This window comes from Salinivibrio sp. PR5, assembly GCF_001996085.1.
GTDB lineage: Bacteria > Pseudomonadota > Gammaproteobacteria > Enterobacterales > Vibrionaceae > Salinivibrio > Salinivibrio proteolyticus.
This window is the reverse complement of record NZ_MUFK01000009.1, coordinates 69,380-88,896: the sequence shown is the minus strand read 5'-3', so window position 1 is coordinate 88,896 and position 19,517 is coordinate 69,380. Positions and strand designations below refer to the sequence as shown.

Annotated in this window: 19 protein-coding genes; 10 read left to right on the top strand and 9 right to left on the bottom strand. The window is 48.4% G+C overall.

Annotation, left to right across the window (positions count from 1 at the left end; translation table 11 throughout):
* Nucleotides 1-345: DUF3693 domain-containing protein (locus BZG82_RS05755; RefSeq protein ID WP_077765380.1), on the bottom strand; the 345-nt coding region annotated here is incomplete at its 3' end.
* A gap of 126 nt (nt 346-471) precedes the next feature.
* Between BZG82_RS05755 and BZG82_RS05750 the strand changes: the two genes are divergently transcribed.
* The 8 genes from BZG82_RS05750 to BZG82_RS05710 all read left to right on the top strand — a co-directional run bounded on the left by BZG82_RS05750 (nt 472) and on the right by BZG82_RS05710 (nt 8,101).
* Nucleotides 472-2,493 (top strand): replication endonuclease, encoded by a 2,022-nt coding sequence (locus tag BZG82_RS05750; protein WP_241837348.1) that lies wholly within the window; start codon nt 472-474, stop codon nt 2,491-2,493.
* A gap of 54 nt (nt 2,494-2,547) precedes the next feature.
* Nucleotides 2,548-2,853 carry a hypothetical protein gene (locus BZG82_RS05745; protein ID WP_077765379.1) on the top strand — a complete coding sequence of 102 codons (306 nt, stop codon included), beginning with the start codon at nt 2,548-2,550 and terminating at the stop codon, nt 2,851-2,853.
* Between the two features lie 210 nt (nt 2,854-3,063).
* Nucleotides 3,064-3,264 (top strand): major capsid protein, encoded by a 201-nt coding sequence (locus BZG82_RS05735; RefSeq protein WP_077458520.1) that lies wholly within the window; start codon nt 3,064-3,066, stop codon nt 3,262-3,264.
* Between the two features lie 327 nt (nt 3,265-3,591).
* Nucleotides 3,592-5,046 (top strand): virulence factor TspB C-terminal domain-related protein, encoded by a 1,455-nt coding sequence (locus tag BZG82_RS16320; protein WP_131826228.1) that lies wholly within the window; start codon nt 3,592-3,594, stop codon nt 5,044-5,046.
* An 8-nt stretch (nt 5,047-5,054) separates the two neighbouring features.
* Complete coding sequence (locus BZG82_RS05725; RefSeq protein ID WP_077765376.1) at nt 5,055-5,387, top strand: DUF2523 family protein; 333 nt, start codon at nt 5,055-5,057, stop codon at nt 5,385-5,387.
* A gap of 2 nt (nt 5,388-5,389) precedes the next feature.
* Nucleotides 5,390-6,631, top strand: a complete 1,242-nt coding sequence (locus BZG82_RS05720; RefSeq protein ID WP_077765375.1) for a zonular occludens toxin domain-containing protein — start codon at nt 5,390-5,392, stop codon at nt 6,629-6,631.
* Nucleotides 6,628-7,818 (top strand): type II secretion system protein GspD, encoded by a 1,191-nt coding sequence (locus tag BZG82_RS05715; RefSeq protein WP_077765374.1) that lies wholly within the window; start codon nt 6,628-6,630, stop codon nt 7,816-7,818. Before BZG82_RS05720 ends, BZG82_RS05715 begins: the two co-directional genes overlap by 4 nt.
* Before the next feature lie 88 nt (nt 7,819-7,906).
* Entirely contained in the window at nt 7,907-8,101 is a 195-nt protein-coding gene (locus BZG82_RS05710; protein WP_077765373.1) for a hypothetical protein, read from the top strand.
* Between the two features lie 908 nt (nt 8,102-9,009).
* On the opposite strand, the gene BZG82_RS05700 is transcribed toward BZG82_RS05710, so the two are convergent.
* Both BZG82_RS05700 and matP read right to left on the bottom strand, forming a co-directional pair.
* Nucleotides 9,010-9,300, bottom strand: coding sequence for a DUF3634 family protein (locus tag BZG82_RS05700; RefSeq protein ID WP_077765371.1), 291 nt, complete (start codon nt 9,298-9,300; stop codon nt 9,010-9,012).
* A 59-nt stretch (nt 9,301-9,359) separates the two neighbouring features.
* Complete coding sequence (gene matP / locus BZG82_RS05695; RefSeq protein WP_069587717.1) at nt 9,360-9,809, bottom strand: macrodomain Ter protein MatP; 450 nt, start codon at nt 9,807-9,809, stop codon at nt 9,360-9,362.
* Between the two features lie 196 nt (nt 9,810-10,005).
* Between matP and BZG82_RS05690 the strand changes: the two genes are divergently transcribed.
* On the top strand, nt 10,006-11,661 hold the full coding sequence (locus tag BZG82_RS05690; protein ID WP_077661933.1) for an AAA family ATPase: 1,656 nt from the start codon (nt 10,006-10,008) through the stop codon (nt 11,659-11,661).
* A gap of 68 nt (nt 11,662-11,729) precedes the next feature.
* On the top strand, nt 11,730-12,245 hold the full coding sequence (fabA, locus tag BZG82_RS05685; protein ID WP_069587720.1) for a bifunctional 3-hydroxydecanoyl-ACP dehydratase/trans-2-decenoyl-ACP isomerase: 516 nt from the start codon (nt 11,730-11,732) through the stop codon (nt 12,243-12,245).
* Between the two features lie 222 nt (nt 12,246-12,467).
* Here the strand turns inward: fabA and rmf are convergent, their stop codons facing one another.
* From rmf to pyrD, 6 genes are all read right to left on the bottom strand, one after another.
* The gene (gene rmf, locus BZG82_RS05680; protein WP_077456710.1) at nt 12,468-12,638 is read right to left on the bottom strand and encodes a ribosome modulation factor; all 171 of its coding nucleotides are present in this window, start codon (nt 12,636-12,638) and stop codon (nt 12,468-12,470) included.
* 182 nt (nt 12,639-12,820) lie between these two features.
* On the bottom strand, nt 12,821-14,743 hold the full coding sequence (gene uup / locus BZG82_RS05675; protein ID WP_077479179.1) for an ATP-binding cassette ATPase Uup: 1,923 nt from the start codon (nt 14,741-14,743) through the stop codon (nt 12,821-12,823).
* Nucleotides 14,730-14,984, bottom strand: a complete 255-nt coding sequence (locus BZG82_RS05670; protein WP_077479178.1) for a glutaredoxin family protein — start codon at nt 14,982-14,984, stop codon at nt 14,730-14,732. The genes uup and BZG82_RS05670 overlap by 14 nt, the downstream gene beginning before the upstream one ends.
* A gap of 2 nt (nt 14,985-14,986) precedes the next feature.
* A complete protein-coding gene (gene rlmKL, locus BZG82_RS05665; RefSeq protein WP_077765370.1) occupies nt 14,987-17,125 on the bottom strand; it encodes a bifunctional 23S rRNA (guanine(2069)-N(7))-methyltransferase RlmK/23S rRNA (guanine(2445)-N(2))-methyltransferase RlmL in 2,139 nt (712 codons plus the stop codon).
* 660 nt (nt 17,126-17,785) lie between these two features.
* A complete protein-coding gene (locus BZG82_RS05660) occupies nt 17,786-18,340 on the bottom strand; it encodes a cell division protein ZapC (protein ID WP_077456720.1) in 555 nt (184 codons plus the stop codon).
* 157 nt (nt 18,341-18,497) lie between these two features.
* The gene (gene pyrD, locus BZG82_RS05655) at nt 18,498-19,511 is read right to left on the bottom strand and encodes a quinone-dependent dihydroorotate dehydrogenase (RefSeq protein ID WP_077479176.1); all 1,014 of its coding nucleotides are present in this window, start codon (nt 19,509-19,511) and stop codon (nt 18,498-18,500) included.
* Nucleotides 19,512-19,517 lie beyond the last annotated feature (6 nt).

The window sequence follows — 19,517 nt, the reverse complement described above, 5'->3', positions numbered from 1 at the left end:
GAACTGAGACCAGTGTTCCAAGGATAGCGCCAATACCATCAAACCAAGGCTAAGTCCCTGAATACTCTGCAAACCTTGGCTATGTAGCTTTCCCAAAACGTTCTCCCATGCTTTCTTTGTTTGTTCTGTTTTAGCACGGTCAGCCGCTACTTTTACTAATACTTCCTCGATATTTAAACCTGCACCTTTGGCAAGAATAACTGCTGATTTTTCAGTGAGATAGCGTTTACCCTTGCGCATTTCACTAATGTTCGACGGCGTAACACCTAAGTCCGGTGCAATCTGCTTATCTTGTGTGTAGTTTTTTGCCTTTTTATAGGCATCTAGCAGTTCAGAATGAAACATAGACAATCCTCCAATACGCTCAGTTTACTTGCAATTCTCAAAAAAACGAATCTTGTAGTTTTCAACTTTGGTAATTACAGTTTTCAAAAATGAGAATATCCAGATTTGAGAATAGCAGGTATTTAGATGACTCATGCATTCATTCAGCCCACCATTGCCCAGCGCGAACGCACACAGCATCACCTCTGTCCGCCGCGCTTTGACGCTGACACGAATGAATTCTACTTCACAGCGCCCACGCTCGAATCTGCACGCAACACCAATGACCGTGACACCACAATAAATCCTCACAGAATGAGTGCTGTCGCGTGTTCACTCTGGGACCGTCTTGCAGCCACCGACGTCAACGAGCATAAAGTGAGGCTCACGAACTGGCGCGATCCGGTTTACAACATCATCCGCCGTCATGGTGATTTTGGTCATTCTCTGCTTACTGGTTTTCTCCATGCGCAACGTAAAAACGGCTACATCAACGCGCTTCGTGATATTAAGGCGGCAGATGAGCGACTGACAGCGCGTGCATATCGCTTTTCGAGCAATGACGAAGATTTATGCGAAACAGCCAAAGCGTTTAGTCGCAAAATCATGCGCAAGACCGCACCGATTCACGATGACGAACAGGCGTTCAGTGTTGCCGCTGAACTGCTTGAAGATCTCGGTTTGTCATTCCGTGACGAACTCATTGACGAAAAACGCGAATCCGGTGAACTCCGAGCGCTCGTTAATCGCGCCGCTGATGAAATCTGGATACGTCGGCAGCTTCGCCGACGCAGCGCGATTGAGCTTGAGCGTGTTGCCCGAGATTTAAACCTCGTACATCGCGACGCCTCGCCATACTGCTCAAAAGCGAACTTGCACCGCGCCAAATACCGCACCGAAACCAACAAAGCCATGTTGCAAAATACGGTTGCTGTTGACGAATCCGACCCCGACAACTTCTTCACCTTGTTTGAGCTGGCCGCCAAATCGCCGTCTAACGAACACATTCGCATGTGTGAAATGTTCACTCGTTTACGCGGCTTTGAAGAAATCGCGCAGGAACTGGGCCACGACGCCACCTTTATCACTGCCACCTGCCCTAGCCGCTTTCATGCCGTGAGCCAAGGTGAACCCAACCCCAAATGGTTAGAAGCTGGTAAGCCCACAACCCAAGACGCCCACGATTACCTGTGCGGCGTGTGGCAAAGCGTTCGTAAAGCCCTCGATAAGCTCAAAATCAAATTCTACGGAATGCGCGTTGTTGAACCGCATCACGACGGCTGTCCGCACTGGCACATGTTGCTGTTCTGCGAACCATCCCATACCGACACCATCATCGACGTGTACCGCCGTTTATCACTGCACGATTCACCCACAGAGCAAGGTGCAAAACGCCGCCGTTTTGTGGTTGAGCGTATCGACTGGTCACGCGGGAGCGCCGTTGGCTATATCGCCAAATACCTCAGCAAGAACATCAGCGGCCAACATATCGCGAGCGATAAAGATACGTCGCTTAACGGCACCGACGCAGCCAACGCCGTCCGCACCTTTGCCCGTGTGAATGGCCTGCGCCAATTTCAATTCTTCGGTGGCCCATCGGTCACAACTTGGCGCGAGCTGCGCCGCATACGCACCGAATTTCAAAAGGACGATGCCATGTTTGCAGATTTAGATGAAGCGCAGTGGTTCGCGGTCGAAAGTGTCCGCCGTGCCGCTGATGCGGGAGACTGGAAAGCGTTTTGCTACGCGATGGGCGGGGTATTTGTGAAGAGAAATGCCCAGCTTTTACGCCCCCACTACCACGTTCCCCACATCATGGATGCCTTGCTCGAAGAATTTGTCCCGAAAAAGACACGGTTCGGTGATAACGCGACTGCTCGTATTACCGGACTGACTTTCCATTCTATTTACGTTTGTACTCGTTTAAAGACGTGGCGATTAGAAAACAAACAGCGGTATTTACAGGCGAACAAATCAATCATGCATAGGGTGACAGACATCTTTGATGTGCTGGAAGCTGAAGAAGAATATTACCGCATGGCTGACGAACGCTATGACGAACTCGCCGCCCAAGTCGAACGTTACGACGATTTAATCGCACTGGCACTTGAGGCCGACGAGCAGCAGCAGATCGCGTGGGCGGAGGCAAGCGCAGCGCCGCCCGCGTGAGCTGCCTTGGACTTGTGTCAATAACTATCACCCCATGAACAAAGGAACCCAAAAATGATTATTTCAGGCCAGATTCTTAGCGAAACCGATTTACAAATTAAGACCCGCACCAACCCCCACACGGGGGAAGTGACCAAAACAGGCTCCATGCGTCTTTTGACGTTCGAACCTACCGAGATTATTGACGTTCGCATTTCTACCGACCAGATGAACGCAGGCGCGATTGATGCGCTCAAGAAGTTCATTGGTAAACAACTCGATTTCAAAATCGCGTATCGCAATTTCAGTTTTGCTGACGACAACGGCAAACACGTTGCGATGTCCGGTTTTAACCTCGTTGAGCTACCGAAGCAGGCTTAACGATGTACGTCTTGGTTTGCGAGCAACCCTTTAACGGCACGTTCTGCCCCTCCGGTGCGCAGGCTGTGACCCTCGATACTTTGCTCGCCCAAGCTGGCGCAGTTCCGCTTTCTATGGAATTCGTGCTTGCCATCATGCCCCAGACACTCACGTTTTTGGTGTTGTGCTGGGGATTATCCGCCGTTCGGCGTTTTATTTGGAGATAAGCATATGAAAAAGAAACTGTTAGTGACCCTCGCAACTGCGGTTGCATTGGGTGCGTCCCCTGCATTTGCAGCGATTGATACCGCTGGCGCAGTTGGCGAGATTAGCGGCATCAGTGAAGCGGTTGTCGCGGTGGGTGGCGCCTTGATTGGCTGTGCGGCGACGGCCGTGTCAGTCAAATGGGTCAAAGCGGCCATCTTTGGTTAATCGGTAAACATTTGGGGGCGAAAGCCCCCTTTCGGGAGGCGTCATAGTGGTCACTCAAGATATGTACGTTGCGGGCATTGTCTTTCTCGGTTTGTTTCTACTGTTCAGGTAACTGCTATGCGTCGTTTTTTTAATGTGTTTGTTCTTTCTTTTATTTTTTTCTCCGGCGCTGCTTATTCTTATAGTGAGTATATTGAAAGATACGGCTCTGAGTGTTCCAGCTTGGTAGCTGATATTTTTGCTGAGCGCAAGGATATGAACATTTACGAGTTGTGGCCTTTTCAGTTCTGTGAGTCTTGGCCTTGGGAGTATCAATCAAGTCGTGATATGTGGCACAGAACTGTTACTTGCTATTGGTTCTGGAATGGTGACTATGACGATAAATCTCAGTGGGTCTCGTTAGGCGGTCGATGTTATGTAGATAGTGATCAGGTTCCTTCTGTTGATGTCAGCTCAGGTGTTCCATTATGTTCCGGCGATGAATGTAAACAGGCAGCAATAGAAACCGGTTGCGGTGATTCGTCGCCCTTTTCCGTGACGTTCAAACGCGGTGATTCCCCCGATTCGCAGATATGCAGTGGGCATTGCTCGGCTCGTATGGGAGATATTCAGCTCTGTACGGGTGATACTTGTAATGCGCAGTTTTCGTACACGGGTGAAGCGTGTATTCCATCAACCTCAGATAATGAAGATCCAGAAAATCCTGATGATTCCGGTTCTGGTTCAGATGACGGTTCAGACTCCGGCAGTGATACCGACACAGGTGACGATGCTTCGTCAGGTTCTGGTGATGGTTCGTCATCCGGCGGCACTTCTGGCGGTACTTCTGGTGGTACAAGTGGCGGCACGACTGGCGGTGAAGACTCCGGCAGTGGCATTGATACGGCTGGCATTATTGGTGCGATTAACGACCAGACCGCAGTGCTTGATAGCTCCATCCAAAACGTTGCCGACAAAACACAAGCTATCGACACCGCTATCTATAACGAGATAGTCCCCAAACTCGAACACCTTGCTTCGGTTGATTCAGGCATCAACTCCGTTAACGACAAACTACAAATCTTGATTGACTCGGCGAGCACGGCTGAAGAAGTCCGCAATGCTGAGCGTATGCTGTTAGACAATATCAGCCAATGGAACGAGCAAACCCTCGGTGCAACCCAAGACGTGCTCAAAGAGCTACGCGCGGTAAGCTGTGGCCTTGATCCCAATTGTTTAGACAATGGCGATACGGGCGGTGGTGACACGGATGGCGACGGTGATGGCAACTCTGACGGTGACGGGAATAGTGATGGCTCGGGTGATGGTGACGGTGATGACGGTGACCCGTCCGGCGAATGTGACCCCGACACCGACGATTGTGGCGATGGTGACGGTGACACCAATGGCGCTCAGCTGAGTTGCACCGAACAGGCACAGAATTTCCAATGTACTGGCGACCCGATTCAATGTGAACAACTGCGCCTGCAATTTGAGCAAGCCTGCATTTCTGACGACCTCAAAAAGCTAGAAGAAAAAATCGACGACATGACGGATTACGAGATGGCTGACGTGCTCGTCCAAGAAGATGAAGTCGATATCTCAAACATCGTCAATAACACAAAACACAGTGTTGCAATGTCCGGCGGCTGCCCTGCTCCGCAATCAGTTTCTGTACTGGGCGCTAGCGTCTCCTTCTCGTATGACATGATTTGCGAGCTTGCTAGCACACTTCGACCGCTACTTATTCTGCTCTGCTCCGTGATTTCAATGTTCATGGTAGGCCGTGCCGTCACATCATAGGGGGAACTATGCCAGCAGTCTTTTATTCTATCGGTGCGTTTTTACTCGCACTCGCCCCTAAAATCATCAAGTTTTTAACCAGCCATGTTGCGGTTGCGCTCGGTTTTTCGCTTGTCGCGTACACAGGGTTAGATATGGGCATCGACCAACTTACCGGATACATCCAAGAGAATATTGGTGGGCTTCCGTCTGACATGACCGGCATCCTTGGTTTGCTCGGTCTCGACAAGGGCTTAAACATCATTATTTCTACGCTCGTCTGGACAACGACATACAAAGGCTTGTCTGGTGCGCGTTCTTACCGTTCCAGTTGGCGCAAACCCACAACCTTTGGTGGTTAATCATGCTCTATGGATTTAGTGGCTTGCCCGGTGCCGGCAAAACCCTCAATGCCGTCAAGTTTACCTGCGAAGAAAGCGTGTTTCAGGGACGCCAACGCTACTACCACGGCGTGCCGCTGCTGTTCTTTGACTATGACGTGTGCGACAGCTTCAAAGGCTGGTTTTACGGCGTGTTCATGCCATCGACCGACAACCAGCTCATACATAAAAAGGTAAAACGCATACACAAAGAAGACCGCTATGCAGAGCTAAGCGACTTCCCGTTCCTCGCCAACGAATATGAGAAGCATCAACCGTTCGCGCTATGGCTCAAGTGGATTAAGCGCTGTTACCCAGCCAGTGCTCTCAAAGAGATTCGCGACGTGTGCACCATGCTTGAAATCCCCGAGCATGAACTCACGTTCGCGCATGTCGAGCATTTAAACCTGCATTGGACCCAATTCGACAACCCGCACAAATGGCACGAACTCCCCCATGAATCGGTGATTGTCATTGACGAAATTCAGGATATATGGGGAACGAGGAGCGCGGGGACGAGTGTTCCAAAAGCCGTTGAGGAGTACGCAACCCATCGCCACAAAGGCTTTGATTTAGTCCTTATCTCACAAGACTTTCGTGATTGTGATGTGTTTATTCGCCGCCGTATCGGTAATCACAAACATTACCTCAACTACGGTTTGAAATATCTTAAAGTCTGGGAAGATCACAAACTCATTCCCACTGATGATAGTAAAGCACTGTGGCGATTAGGCTCTAAAAAAATCACCAAAGACAAACGCTTCTTTGGTGTGTACTTATCCGCTGTCCTCCACACTCACAAACCGAAACTGCCGCGCAAAGTGAAACTCGCGCTGTACGTCGCTGCATTCTCGTTCTGTGCAATGGCTGCGGGTATCTTGTTTCTCGTTAACAAGTTCACCAGTGACACACCCGAGACCGCAATAAGTGACACTGTCACTCACTCAGAAACGGCAACACTATCGGATAACAGCCTCGCTAACACCGACTTTAAGCTGTTCACGCCCCGCGTTGACGCCCTGCCTTTCACGGCTCCCGTCTTTGATGACCGCATCGCGCGCGGTGAGCTCGATATTCCCCAACTGTTTTGTTACGCGGTTGATATGTCGTGCAAATGCTACACCCAGCAAGGCACGCGCTACAGCGTTTCACACTCCGAATGCCTCAACATTGCCCAGTTCGGCACCTTTAACTACTTCAAGAATCAGGATGAACGCACACGATGAAACGGATAATGATCGCCCTACTCATGCTCTGCGCGTTTCAGGCGCCCGCCTCAGAGCTTATTAGCAACATACAGGGTAAAACCCTCGACCAGTTCTTCATCATGGCAAGTGATGTCATGGGTAAAACGATTGTGACGTCTCCATCCATCGACGGCGATGTCAAAATCTACAACATCGGTCGAGCGGCCAACTTTCGTGATGTGTTCTTCTACGTTATCCGCGCAAACGGCCTTGCGTACCAAGAAAACAAAGACATCATTCGCGTGTTCCGCAAAAACCGGCTCAAACCCGAAGACAACATCACGACCAAGGTTTACCGCCTCATCAACGTCAAAGCCGATTCAGTGCTGACATCACTCAATACGGCGTTCCAGTCATATGCTACCCGCCTCGGCGTACCTGACCTATTTGTCGCGCAGTCAGTGCTCAATGGTCGCGGCGTCATGGTCACAGCGCCCCGTTCTGCGCAAAGCGAACTTGCAACACTGGTGCAATCACTGGACTACGTCCCGCAGCAAGTGCTTGTACGTGCAGTGATATTCGAAACGATTGATACAGACATGGAGGAGATCAACACCGCATTTGTGGCCAAGATGGGTGATGCGACATTAAGCACCCAAGCAGAAAACGGCAGCAATGTATTCTCAGAGCTTGCGGGCGTGTTTTACAACTCACTGAACTTTGACGCTTACGTGAAGTTTTTAAGCGGTAGTGAGCGTGTCTCCGTTCACTCGAAGCCCAGTTTACTCATTAAGCATCAACAAACGGGCCAACTCTCAGTCGGTCAAAACGTCCCGTTCGTGACGGGTTCATACAACGACGAAAACAGCGACAAGCCATTTACAACCATTGAACGCAAAGACATTGGACTAATCCTGCGCGTGACGCCCTACGTGTTCAACAAAGACAAAATCGAAATCAACGTCTATCAGGAACTTAGCCGCGTAGACGGCACAGTAAAAGCAAGTGACATTGTCACGTCAAGCCGCACCCTGCAAACCACTCTCGACATTCGCCCAGGGACAACAATCATGATTGGCGGCGCAGTCAGTCAGGAAAAGAGCAACATGGTTCAGAAAGTCCCCGTTCTGGGCGACATCCCCCTCATCGGCACCCTGTTCCGCTCCAAAAATGACACTGAAACAACGCGGGATTTGAAGATTTTGATTCAAGTAGAGTTAGCCTAGGTTTGTTAGACGTATTAGTAATTCTTGGTACATTTTGTGCGAATCGCACGATACATTAAACACACATTCAGCAACAAAGGCACCCATTATGAGCGACATTATAAAACTGATTGATTCTCGTATTGCGTCGTTAAATGTTGGTTTTTCAGCCGATAAATTTAGCTGCGATGGTGACAGCTATCAGGAGCGCATTATCGATGCTTACTACGACGGCGCTATTGGCGAATTACAAAAGTTAAAGGCAGAAGTTGAGGTAGAAAATGCAGCTTTTAAGCATGACTGAGAATATCGCGCTGTCTGGTGTGGGCACATGGCGTTTTTGATTAAAAAAAAGAGCCGCAACTAGTGCGGCTAAGGAGAGATTTAGGATTAATTATTGTCGTATACGCTTTTATCATGCTCCCGCTATTCTCAGAATCAAGACATGTAGCCATCACTCGCACTTAAGAGGCTCAATTTTGCGAGCCATTGTGAAAAGTGCGAGTGATATAAGGGCGCTTTGCATTAGTTAGAATATGCACTAGAGCTTACCGCCCGATACAGATACATACACCAACAGAACCACCGACCACCTCCGCCCTGCTAGACCAAAGCGAACGATCTGTATCCTCTGACGTATGCGACTTTTCTCTACACTTACCTCGCGTACCGCTTTAATACCCTCGCGAACTTGAGCAATCGCAATGCAGCTTTGTGTTCTTCATTGGGTGCCAGCTTCAAGATGTAAGCAGCTGTAGAAATCTGATGGGGGGATAGTGGCACTTTGTTAGGCATGATGAGCTGCTTACCACTCATCTTCCAGTCGTCCCATTCAGGCTCAGATGGGCACAAATCATGCCCGACATACATACGCATCACCCGCTTGCACAATGGCGGAATGGATTTTCCTTCGTCCCACTTTTTGACCTCAGTCGCAGAAACTAAACATAGTTTCGCGGTGTCTTCGATAGATAGTCCACATGTAAAACGTCTAAAAATGTAGTTTTGCGTTATTTTTCTATTCATAGCTTTTATAACCAACTCTTTTATAATCAAGTTGGTCTCGGGCTATGCATTACTTTTTCTTTTATATACAGGGACTTATATTTACCATAAAGGGCATATAATGCGCACTTGGATTTAATGGTTAACATAGAGGCGACGTGTTGATTATCGCCTCCAACAGTCATGTTATTTGAGCGAAAACTAGCACTATTTGAATGATTGATATGGAAAAACGTTTTTGATGCGCTGCTGTGTGCGACTATCGATGCTGCGTGACATGACCAATTTCGCCGGCTTAAAACGGTTGCTATACACTTTAACGGTTCCGGTAAACGGATTTCGTTTGGCAATTTCTTGGCAATCATGCAAGAAACCTTTTGGCACTTTGCCTTTGTGACGAACAAGCTGTCCATCTTTAAATGCGATGACAATCAAAGGTCTATCAATCAACATAAACGCGAGAAAAATCGCGAACGATATAAATAAAAAATAACCCATAATACTGCTCTAACTGCTCCAGAGTCAGACTCTTGCTGTGAATGCAATCTGTCCAACGGCTACATATCGAGTAAGTTGCTCAAATCTTTTTTCAATGCATCTACTTGCTTGCTTGCGCTCTCTGTACGGTTTGCCTCGGACAACAAATACTCGATGGTATCGGATAAGGTCGCGTCTAGCTCATGCGCTTTTTGTGAGAGCCGTTCCCAAACCCGGTAATCCAAATCAATTGATTTTTTGCGGGTGTGTTCTTGCTCGGCATTGAAGTGACGCTTTCGCTTGGCACGAATCGCTTGTTTGAGCTTGTTATCGAGCGCTGGCGACATGTGCTTTTCAATCCATTGATTGACGCGCGTTGGCTCATGCTCAATCGCCATTAACGCATCGATAGCCGTTTGTATTTCGGAACTATCAATGTATTTTGTGACGGTGTCACCATCTTTCCATTTTTTGACTAGATAGGTCCATTTCCAGCCAGCTTCGAGGTTTTCGAGTTGTTGATATTTCATATGCCCAAGCTTTGATCACGCCGATTGGTGACAGCGTAACACCAACTGTCAATCTGTTCAATTATCACACATAGTAAAAGCGGCGTATCGATCCCCTGCCCATCGTTTACCGGTGTGCCCATGCGAGTATGCCTATTCGCCCAGTGTGTTATCCTTTATACTCGTTCCATTCTAATCCTAGTCAGTAATCATAGACATGCATGAAGTTGATTGGCGTGATGCCAAACCACATTATTCTCAGTTTACCCCAGCAATTGCTCAATTTGAGACATTGGAAGCGGCTGAGCTATTCTCACTCCAATCTCGACTTGGTCGCGCGTTCCGGTGGCTAATGACACCAGACTGTCCAACACAGTGCTTAGTCGTCATGTCCTCTGATTTGCCGGGCTATCTTAATGCGTACCAGGATGCGTTAACCCAAATTGATGCACGTACCCCCGTGATTGTGGGTGAAAACATCACTGAAACATCACTATTCGGCTTTGCTTATGATGAAAACAAAAACGTTACAGCGTCACAAAAGCAATTTGGCTTAATTCACCAAGCTCACCAAGGCGCTATCATTCTTAAAATCGCAGATGTGCTTCAACAACCACGTGTTTGGCTTCGTTTGCGTCAGCTACTCGCCACGGGTCGCTTACCCTGGCAAACAGCACGTGCCGATCAACTGACCACATTGCCMGATGAGGCGCTCAGCGTCCGAGTGATACTGGTGGGCGATCGACAATGGTTAGCAGATTTTGAGACTCATGAACCTGACTTGTACGATGGTATCGCCGCATTCGCGGAGTACGAGCAAGACATTGAAGTCAATGAGAACAATATTGAAGCCTATCTTGCTTGGCTAAAAGGCATTGCAAATCAGTTAACAGATAAAAGCATCACTGACACTGCCATTGTCCAACTGATGCAAGCGGGAGCGCGAGAAAGCGAAGCCCAGCACCGTATGCCTTTGTGCCCAGTGTGGTATCAGCAGCTGCTTGGCGAAGCACTTATGCATGCTGAAAATCAATTGGACGGGGACGCAATTGCTAAGGCATTAGCAGAGCGCTATCAACGTGCCGCCTACTTACCCGAGCGAGCGATTGAAGATATCCATAAAGGCCAAGTATTTATTGATACTCGCGGTGAACATATTGGCCAAATCAACGGTCTCACTGTCATTGAAGTCCCTGGCCATCCCATGAGCTATGGTGAACCGGCACGTATTTCATGTGTTGTACACTCTGGCGACGGCGACATTGCCGATGTGGAACGCAAAGCGGAACTCGCGGGTAATATCCATGCTAAAGGCATGATGATTATGCAGGCCTTTGTTAGCGCCGCACTCAATCTTGATGAACCATTGCCCTACTCAGCGTCCATTGTGTTTGAGCAATCTTATTGTGAGGTCGATGGTGACAGTGCTTCCTTGGCAGAGCTGTGTGCTTTTGTTAGCGCGCTTTCCTTGCAACCTATCAATCAAGCGATTGCGATTACGGGTGCTGTCGACCAGTTTGGACGAGTGCAAGCCGTGGGAGGGATCAATGAAAAAATCGAAGGCTACTATCAAGTTTGTGCGCATCGTGGCTTAACTGGTCAGCAAGGCATTGTATTACCGAAAACAAATCTGTCATCGCTCTGCCTACGCCAAGATGTCGTGGATGCAATAAAAGCCGGTCAATTTCATATTTGGGCAGTTGATGATGTCGAACAAGCGCTTCCTATCGTGACTGGGCTCCCATTCTCAGGAGACGAAGGCGAAACATTACTTGGCAAAATTTCTGACAGGATCGATCACTTTCATAATGGTGAAAAACAAACCTGCAACACTTTGTTTAGCCGATTAAAAAACTGGTTGGGCCAGTACTGATCCGAGTTGTTTGGCGTACACGTGTACGCTAATCTGCTCGCAATTGAATAAGGAGCAGTTTAGATATAATGAAACGCCAAAATTCCTATAACCGTGAAGACCTTCTCGCCTCTAGCCAGGGTGAACTATTTGGCCCTGGCAGACCGCAACTCCCCGCGCCTAACATGCTAATGATGGATCGCATTGCTGAAATCACCGAACAAGGTGGAGATTTCGATAAAGGGGTCATCATCGCCGAGCTCGATATTAATCCTGACCTTTGGTTCTTCGATTGCCACTTCCCGGGTGATCCTGTGATGCCGGGTTGTTTAGGTCTTGATGCGATGTGGCAGCTTGTGGGATTCTTCCTTGGCTGGGTTGGTGGCGAAGGTAAAGGACGTGCGCTTGGTGTCGGTGAAGTCAAATTTACCGGCCAAGTACTTCCTACTGCCAAGCAAGTACGCTACGAAATTCACATGAAGCGAGTGATTAACCGCAAGTTGGTGATGGGTGTTGCTGACGGGCGCGTGCTTGTCGATGGCAAAGAAATCTATGTCGCCAAAGACCTGAAAGTAGGTTTGTTCCAAGATACATCAGCATTCTAACTAATACTGTATCTCTACACTTCTCCAAGCCGGCATCTACGCCGGCTTTTTATTATCCCCGACGCGCTTTAATAGACTTTTAAATTGAATTTAGTGATCTAGCTTAATGGGAACTCGTTAGGTATGATTTATTTTTGCTTTACACATAAAGTTATAGTGCATTAAACAACCAAGAAAAAGGCCTTACCCGAACGATAAGGCCAAAAACACGGCAATAAATGATTACTTCATCATTTCAGATTTATTACTTCTGCCTTCACGCCAGCCACCAAGCCAGTGGCTCCTTGCATCCGTTTGTTGGTAAGGACATATATCAGACGATCGACCGTTGATACCTGCTTGGAAGCCTTTTGACTGTGCACGTTCCAAACGATCTCGCTTCTGTCTTTTCATAGAGTCGCCCTCTTTATTCCATCTTATTCAGTGCTACTTGCTATCGCAAGGATGCTTCTGTCCGTGACGTTTTTATGAAGCATCCTCTACAGCTTCGATCATGATTATTTTTTAATCAAGACATATCGCACCAATGACAATGAAATTGTGAGTCGTGCCCAAGCCTATTAGTGACAACGTCACTATATGTCTTGCTGCATGGCCTCTAATTCTTCCCACCGTTCAAAGGCTTGCTCCAATTCTTGCTCGGCTTCCGAGAGTCTTGTGAGCTTTGGCTGAGTAACCTCCTGACTTTTAGAGAAAAATTCAGGATCATTCATTTCTGTTTGTAGGCTGTCGATTTCGGCTTCTAGCGCTTCAAGCAGTGCTGGCAAGGCCTCAAGCTCTCGTTGCAATTTATAAGATAACTTACGAGGTTTACCTTTAGGTTTTGCCGTCTTTTGTTCCGTATCTTGGGTGTTTTTTACACTCTTGGGGTCGGATTTTGACGGTGCGACCGCTTGCAAAAATTGCTCACGCTGCTGTTGTGCATCATGGTAGCCGCCTACAAACTTATTGATGGTTCCATCGCCTTCGAAAATCCAGCTATGTGTTACGGTATTATCAACAAAGTGGCGGTCATGGCTAACGAGCAACAAGGTGCCTTGGAATTGCGACAGCAAGTCTTCGAGTAGCTCCAAAGTTTCAATATCAAGGTCATTGGTTGGCTCATCGAGTACCAATGAGTTAGCTGGCTTTAAAAAGAGTTTCGCCAGCAATAGCCGGTTCTTTTCACCGCCAGATAGCGCTTTGACCGGTGTTTGAGCGCGTCGAGGATGGAATAAGAAATCTTGTAAATAGCCCATCACATGGCGTTTACGGCCGCCAACGTCGACTTCGGTTTTCCCACCCGCCAAGTTGTCGATCACGGTTTTTTCCGGATCGAGCTTTTCTCGGTATTGGTCAAAATAGGCGACATCTAACTTGGTGCCAACGTGCAAATGGCCAGTGTCAGGCTCGAGTTGCTGAAGCATGAGCTTTAATAGCGTACTCTTTCCGCACCCATTGGGACCAATCAATGCAATGCGATCGCCACGCATGACAGTAAAGCTAAAAGGCTTAATTAAGGGTTGCTCTTGATAGGTAAAGCTGATGTTCTCAGCCTCAAAGACAATCTTACCGGAGCGAGATGCATCATCGAGCTGGAGATTCGCGTTACCCTGTAACTCAACCCGACTGGCGCGTTCTTGTCGTAACGCCTTCAACGCACGCACTCGCCCTTCGTTACGCGTTCTTCGCGCCTTGATGCCTTGTCGAATCCACGCTTCTTCTTGCGCGAGTTTCTTATCAAACTCGGCATTTTGCTCCGCTTCAACGCGCAGGGCTTCCTCTTTGCCTTCGAGATACTTGTCGTAATCACCGGGCCAAGAAGACAGCTTGCCGCGATCGAGATCTAAGATACGCGTTGCCATGGCTCGAATGAAAGAACGGTCGTGAGATATAAAGACAATGGCGCCTTTAAAGTCTTTTAAGAACTGTTCTAGCCACAGGATGGTCGATACATCAAGGTGGTTTGTTGGCTCATCAAGCAGCAGTACATCGGGCTCGCAGACTAATGCTCTCGCTAGTGCAGCTTTACGTTGCCAACCTCCCGAGAGTGCATTTAATGCGGTGTTGCCGTCTAAACCTAATGCGCCTAATACCACCATAATCTGATTGTCGAAACGCCACGCGTCTGCATGGTCAAGAGCTTCTTGTACACGCGCAAGCGCGGCAATGTTGCGATCGCTAGGATCGGTTTCGATCGTCGCGATCAACTGGTGGTATTCCTTGAGTTTCGCGCCCGCCTCGGCCAACCCTTCGGCGACATAATCGAAGACAGTACCATCGCTGTCGCGCGGCGGATCTTGCTCAAGACGCGAGACTTTTAATTCAGATTGGCGTTGAATCGAGCCATCATCCAGTTGAACTTGACCGTCAAGCACCTTCATCAACGTCGATTTTCCCGCGCCGTTGCGTCCCACCAAACATACGCGTTCGCCCGGTTGTAAAATAAAGTCCGTGTTGTCGAGTAGAGGATTATCGCCGTACGCTAACTGTGCGCCGGTAATTTTAATCAATGCCATGTTCTATTAACCAAGCCTGTAATTGTGTTGAATCGAATGGCCAGCCAAGCTCTGCCCTCACCTGTCCTCCCGGCGTCAGCACGGCAATCACAGGAATAGTGACACCGTAACGCTCAAATAAATTGTCATCGAAGGCGATATCTTGGGTGTCGAGGGGTGTCTGGCACCCCAACGACTGATAGAGTTCATAGGCTTGCTCACAGAGGTGACAGCCTTCCGTGCTGTAGAGCATTAATGCCATACTTAGGCCTCTTGGTGACGAATGATCCAACAGTTATGAATATGAGGATTGCGCGCGAAATCTTCTGGTATCGAGCGCTTAGTTATATTTTCAACGCGTAAGCCAGCTTCAGCCAGCGCGTCGGTATCCATTTTGAAATGCCGTTTGTTGTTAGAGAAAATGATCTCACCGTCTGGGCGAAGCCGCTCTTTCAGTGCTAACAAAACATCGACGTGATCGCGCTGAACATCAAACGTCGTGTTCATGCGTTTGGAGTTAGAAAACGTCGGTGGATCAATAAAAATCAAGTCAAACTGGCGATCTGATTGGCTTATCCACTGCAAGCAATCGGCATTTTCAAATTGATGTTGACGACCCACAATGCCGTTGAGCTTCATATTACGTTCGGCCCAGGCCAAATAGGTTTTGGACATATCGACCGTGGTTGTTGAGCGAGCGCCCCCAACCGCCGCGTGGACGGATGCACTGCCGGTATAGGCAAAAAGGTTTAACACGTCTTTACCCGCGGCTTTCTGGCCAATGAGTTTGCGCGTTGGGCGATGATCGAGGAATAAGCCGGTATCGAGATAGTCGTAAAGGTTAACCTCCAAGGCAACCCCATATTCATGGACCGTCATGGTACGTTCGCCTGCCGCCAGCTTCTGATACTGGTTATTCCCTTTTTGTTTTTCGCGGGTTTTGAGGACAACTTTGTTGACGTCAATTCCGGTCACCGCGATCGATGCTCGAACCATATCCAGCAAACGACGACGCGCTTTCTCTGGTTCAATCGTCTTGGGCGCGGCATACTCTTGAATGACTAAATAGTCACGATAGCGATCAATGGCCGCTTTATAGTCCGGCAAATCCGCATCGTATAGGCGATAGCATTCTAACCCTTCTTTTTTCGCCCATTTATCTAACTTGGCCATGTTTTTACGCAAGCGATTGGCAAAGTCGGGCGCGACATCCGTGCTCCCGTGCGCCTCTTTATCCTGATCGGATCGGGGCTTCTCGCCACGCGCGGTAATACCATATGTTTTCATTACGCAATCAATCGCGCCATTGCGTAGCTTGAACTTGTCATCCGCGCGCATACGTAAACAGCTCAGCAACTCCTCAGAGCCTGAATACAGTGATACCTGATTACCGGCAAAACTCTGCTTGAGGTGATCACCAAGTTGGGTATATAGCGCAATCAAACCTGGGGTTGTGCCAAGACGCTCACCATAAGGTGGGTTGGAGAGAATATGGCCGCCAGTAAAGCCTTCAGGTAGCGTAACCTGAGTGGCATCGGCAACGTCAAACGTAATCAGTTCGCCAACCCCAGCGCGTTTTGCATTCGCCCTCGCCGTTTCGACCACCCGCGGGTCATTATCAAAGCCAAAAAAGCGGGTTTGGCACTGACTCACGCCACGTTTTGCTTTAACGCTCGCTTCAGCTTTAATGCTCTTCCAAGCGTCACTGTCCAACCCAAGTAATGATTCAAACCCCCAACGTTTCCGTTTCAAGCCCGGAGCCACGTTCGCCGCGATCATCGCCGCTTCAATCACCAAAGTGCCTGAACCACACATCACATCCATAAACGGTTGTTCAGGCTGCCAACCACAACGTTTTACCAGTGCAGCAGCATGGGTTTCACGCAATGGCGCCGCACCAGCTTGTGTACGATATCCGCGTTGGTGCAAACCACTGCCAACCATATCGATACCGAGCACGCCCTGCTCTTTAGATAAGCGCATGTGAATGCGTAAATCGGGCTGCTCGCGATCGATACTCGGTCGAGGGAAGTTCATTTTTTCAAACTTATCGACGATAGCGTCTTTTACTTTCAGTGCACCGTATTGGCTGTTGCGGATTTCACGGTTAGTCCCGTTAAAGTCGACGGCAATACGCTGACTGGAATGAAAGTAATCCGGCCAATTGATGGCAGTGGCGCCGAGATAGAGATCCATATCATCGCGCACCGTAAACTCACTCAGTACCAACACAAAGCGAGAAGCAATACGGCTCCATAAACAACACTGATACAGGGTTGCGTCGTCGGCTTTAAACTTCACGCCTGCGTGAACTTGTTTGAGGTTGGTGGCACCGAGTTGTTCTAGCTCTTGTGCAAGCAAGTGCTCGAGGCCTCGAGCGGTTATCGCGAGATAGTATTTCATTGGTTCTCTACACCCTTGGGGCGTCATTTATCAAATTGGCGCCGATTATACATCAAACTGAACCTACTCGTGGGATTAAGCCACATCATCCACATTGATTGTTGAAATAATCACCACCGATTTGTTTCTGATAAGAATCAATCCAACCAAGACAACTGTTTCCATCAAGACACAAGTGTGTCTGTCCGCAATCAAAGTCTGTTTCCAAATAGAAACACCAGCATGAATCCCTTTCGTGGCAAGGGTTGTCGGCGACTCTATATAGCCATTGGTAAGCATTCACTATGAACAAAACTCACGCAAACAAGGCCATCGTGTTTTTAAATAGACAGATTAAATCCCATCAGGCAACAACAACGCCCACCCAAATTGGTATAGACCATGAGATATATTTAAAAGCGTATAGCACGGGAAAATAGGAAGGAAACGGTAATAGATTGCCGCAATAACGGTGTTTTTTAAGTCAGATTGGCCCCATAGTGGTGCGACTTTTCGCACGAATTTTGTTCAATCAGTAGATATAGATCACATTTTAATCGTTAGGCTGTTCGTAAATAGAAACGAATTTAGCCAAAGAAGCGGAGAAAATTCATGAATGATGAACGGAGATTATGAGAGGTAGGAAGCAAATAAAGCGTGGGCTGGTACCAAAAATGGTACTCAGCCCACTAACGCAAATCGACCTTTTCGGTTATTTGTTTGAGGTATGAATTGAGATAACCGGTCGTTCATTACTTTAATCGCACCACAAAACGCCAAGGTTTTATTGTCGCTAAGCTGAAAATCGGCCTCACGAGCGAGCATGCACAATGAAGCCGAGCCTGCGTTTTCTATGATTAGAAATGGCGCCCTATCTCCCGCTTGGCTTTGAAGCTCCACAACCTGCCCACACTCAGGTGCTGAGAGCGGTTCAAGCTGAGGGTCAAAAAACCAACTTTTCGGTAAGATAGGTTTGTGGAAGCGATAGGCTGCCACTGCGTTCAAAGCGAGTTCGGCTCGCCGAGGAGCCGACAAATCGAGGCATGACAAAGTATCTGTCATGCTCTGAAAAAGGGATGCGTCCTCTACAGAGAATGGGGACTCAGAGAACGCATCGGGGATGAGGTGTTTGGCACTGATGGCGACGCGAAATAGCATGTCATCGCCCAAATCAAGCATTAGCGATTCCGACTCGGTGTCGAAATACCATGTCCATGCATTGTTAGGTTTTAACATACTCAGCTCCCGCGACGATACATCTAATGGGGTATCTGGCTTTGCCAAATGTGCCACATTCCCGAAGTGTAATGGCTTAAGGGCAAAAAAAAAGGGGAAGAAACCTTCCCCTTTTCGCGTTAAAACCTTTATTTTTTATACAAAATTTTAGTGATGGTTAGATATTGCGTACTAATTGCTTCACTAAGCCCGGACCGTGATAAATCAGTCCAGTGTAAACTTGTACCAGTGCAGCACCCGCTGCCATTTTTTCGCGAGCCGCCATCACCGAATCAACCCCGCCGACCCCAATAATGGGTAAGGCACCCTCTAGGGCTTGGTGAAGACGGCGAATAATCTCGGTACTCTTCAGTTGAACAGGTCGACCACTGAGGCCACCCGCTTCTTGGTAATGTGGCATACCGTCAACCAATGCGCGATCTAAGGTCGTGTTCGTCGCGATCACTCCATCAATTTGATTTCGCACTAATGTTTGCGCAACTTGCTCAATTTCCTCTTCAGTCAGATCAGGTGCTATCTTGACCGCAAGCGGCACATACTTGCCCTGCTCTTCGCTCAAGCGTGCTTGTTCCGCTTTCAAGGTGCTCAGCAATTCATCTAGCGCTTCACCGTATTGCAAGCTTCGCAGCCCAGGCGTGTTGGGAGACGAGATATTCACCGCAATGTAATCGGCGTGCGCATATACCTTTTGCATACAAATGACATAGTCGTCCGTGCCTTTCTCAATCGGCGTATCTTTGTTTTTGCCGATATTGATACCAAGGATCCCATCAAACCCTTTGGCTTTTTTAACGTTTTCAATCAGCGCATCCACACCCAGATTATTAAAGCCCATGCGATTAATAATCCCCTCTGCATCTTTGATGCGGAACAATCGCGGCTTATCATTTCCTGGTTGTGGTCGTGGTGTCACCGTTCCGACTTCGACAAAGCCAAACCCCATCGCTCCAAACGCTTCTATGCACTCACCATTTTTATCAAGCCCTGCGGCGAGGCCAACGGGGTTTTTGAAGTTGAGTCCCATAACGGTAACAGGACGAGGAGGAAGATGCTGAGAGTAGATAAAACGAAGGGGGGTCGAATGAAAACGGGAAAGCGAGCTGATCGTTAAGTCGTGTGCTTTTTCTGGATCCAATTGAAAGATTGCCGGTCTGGCGAGGCGGTATAGCATTATCCC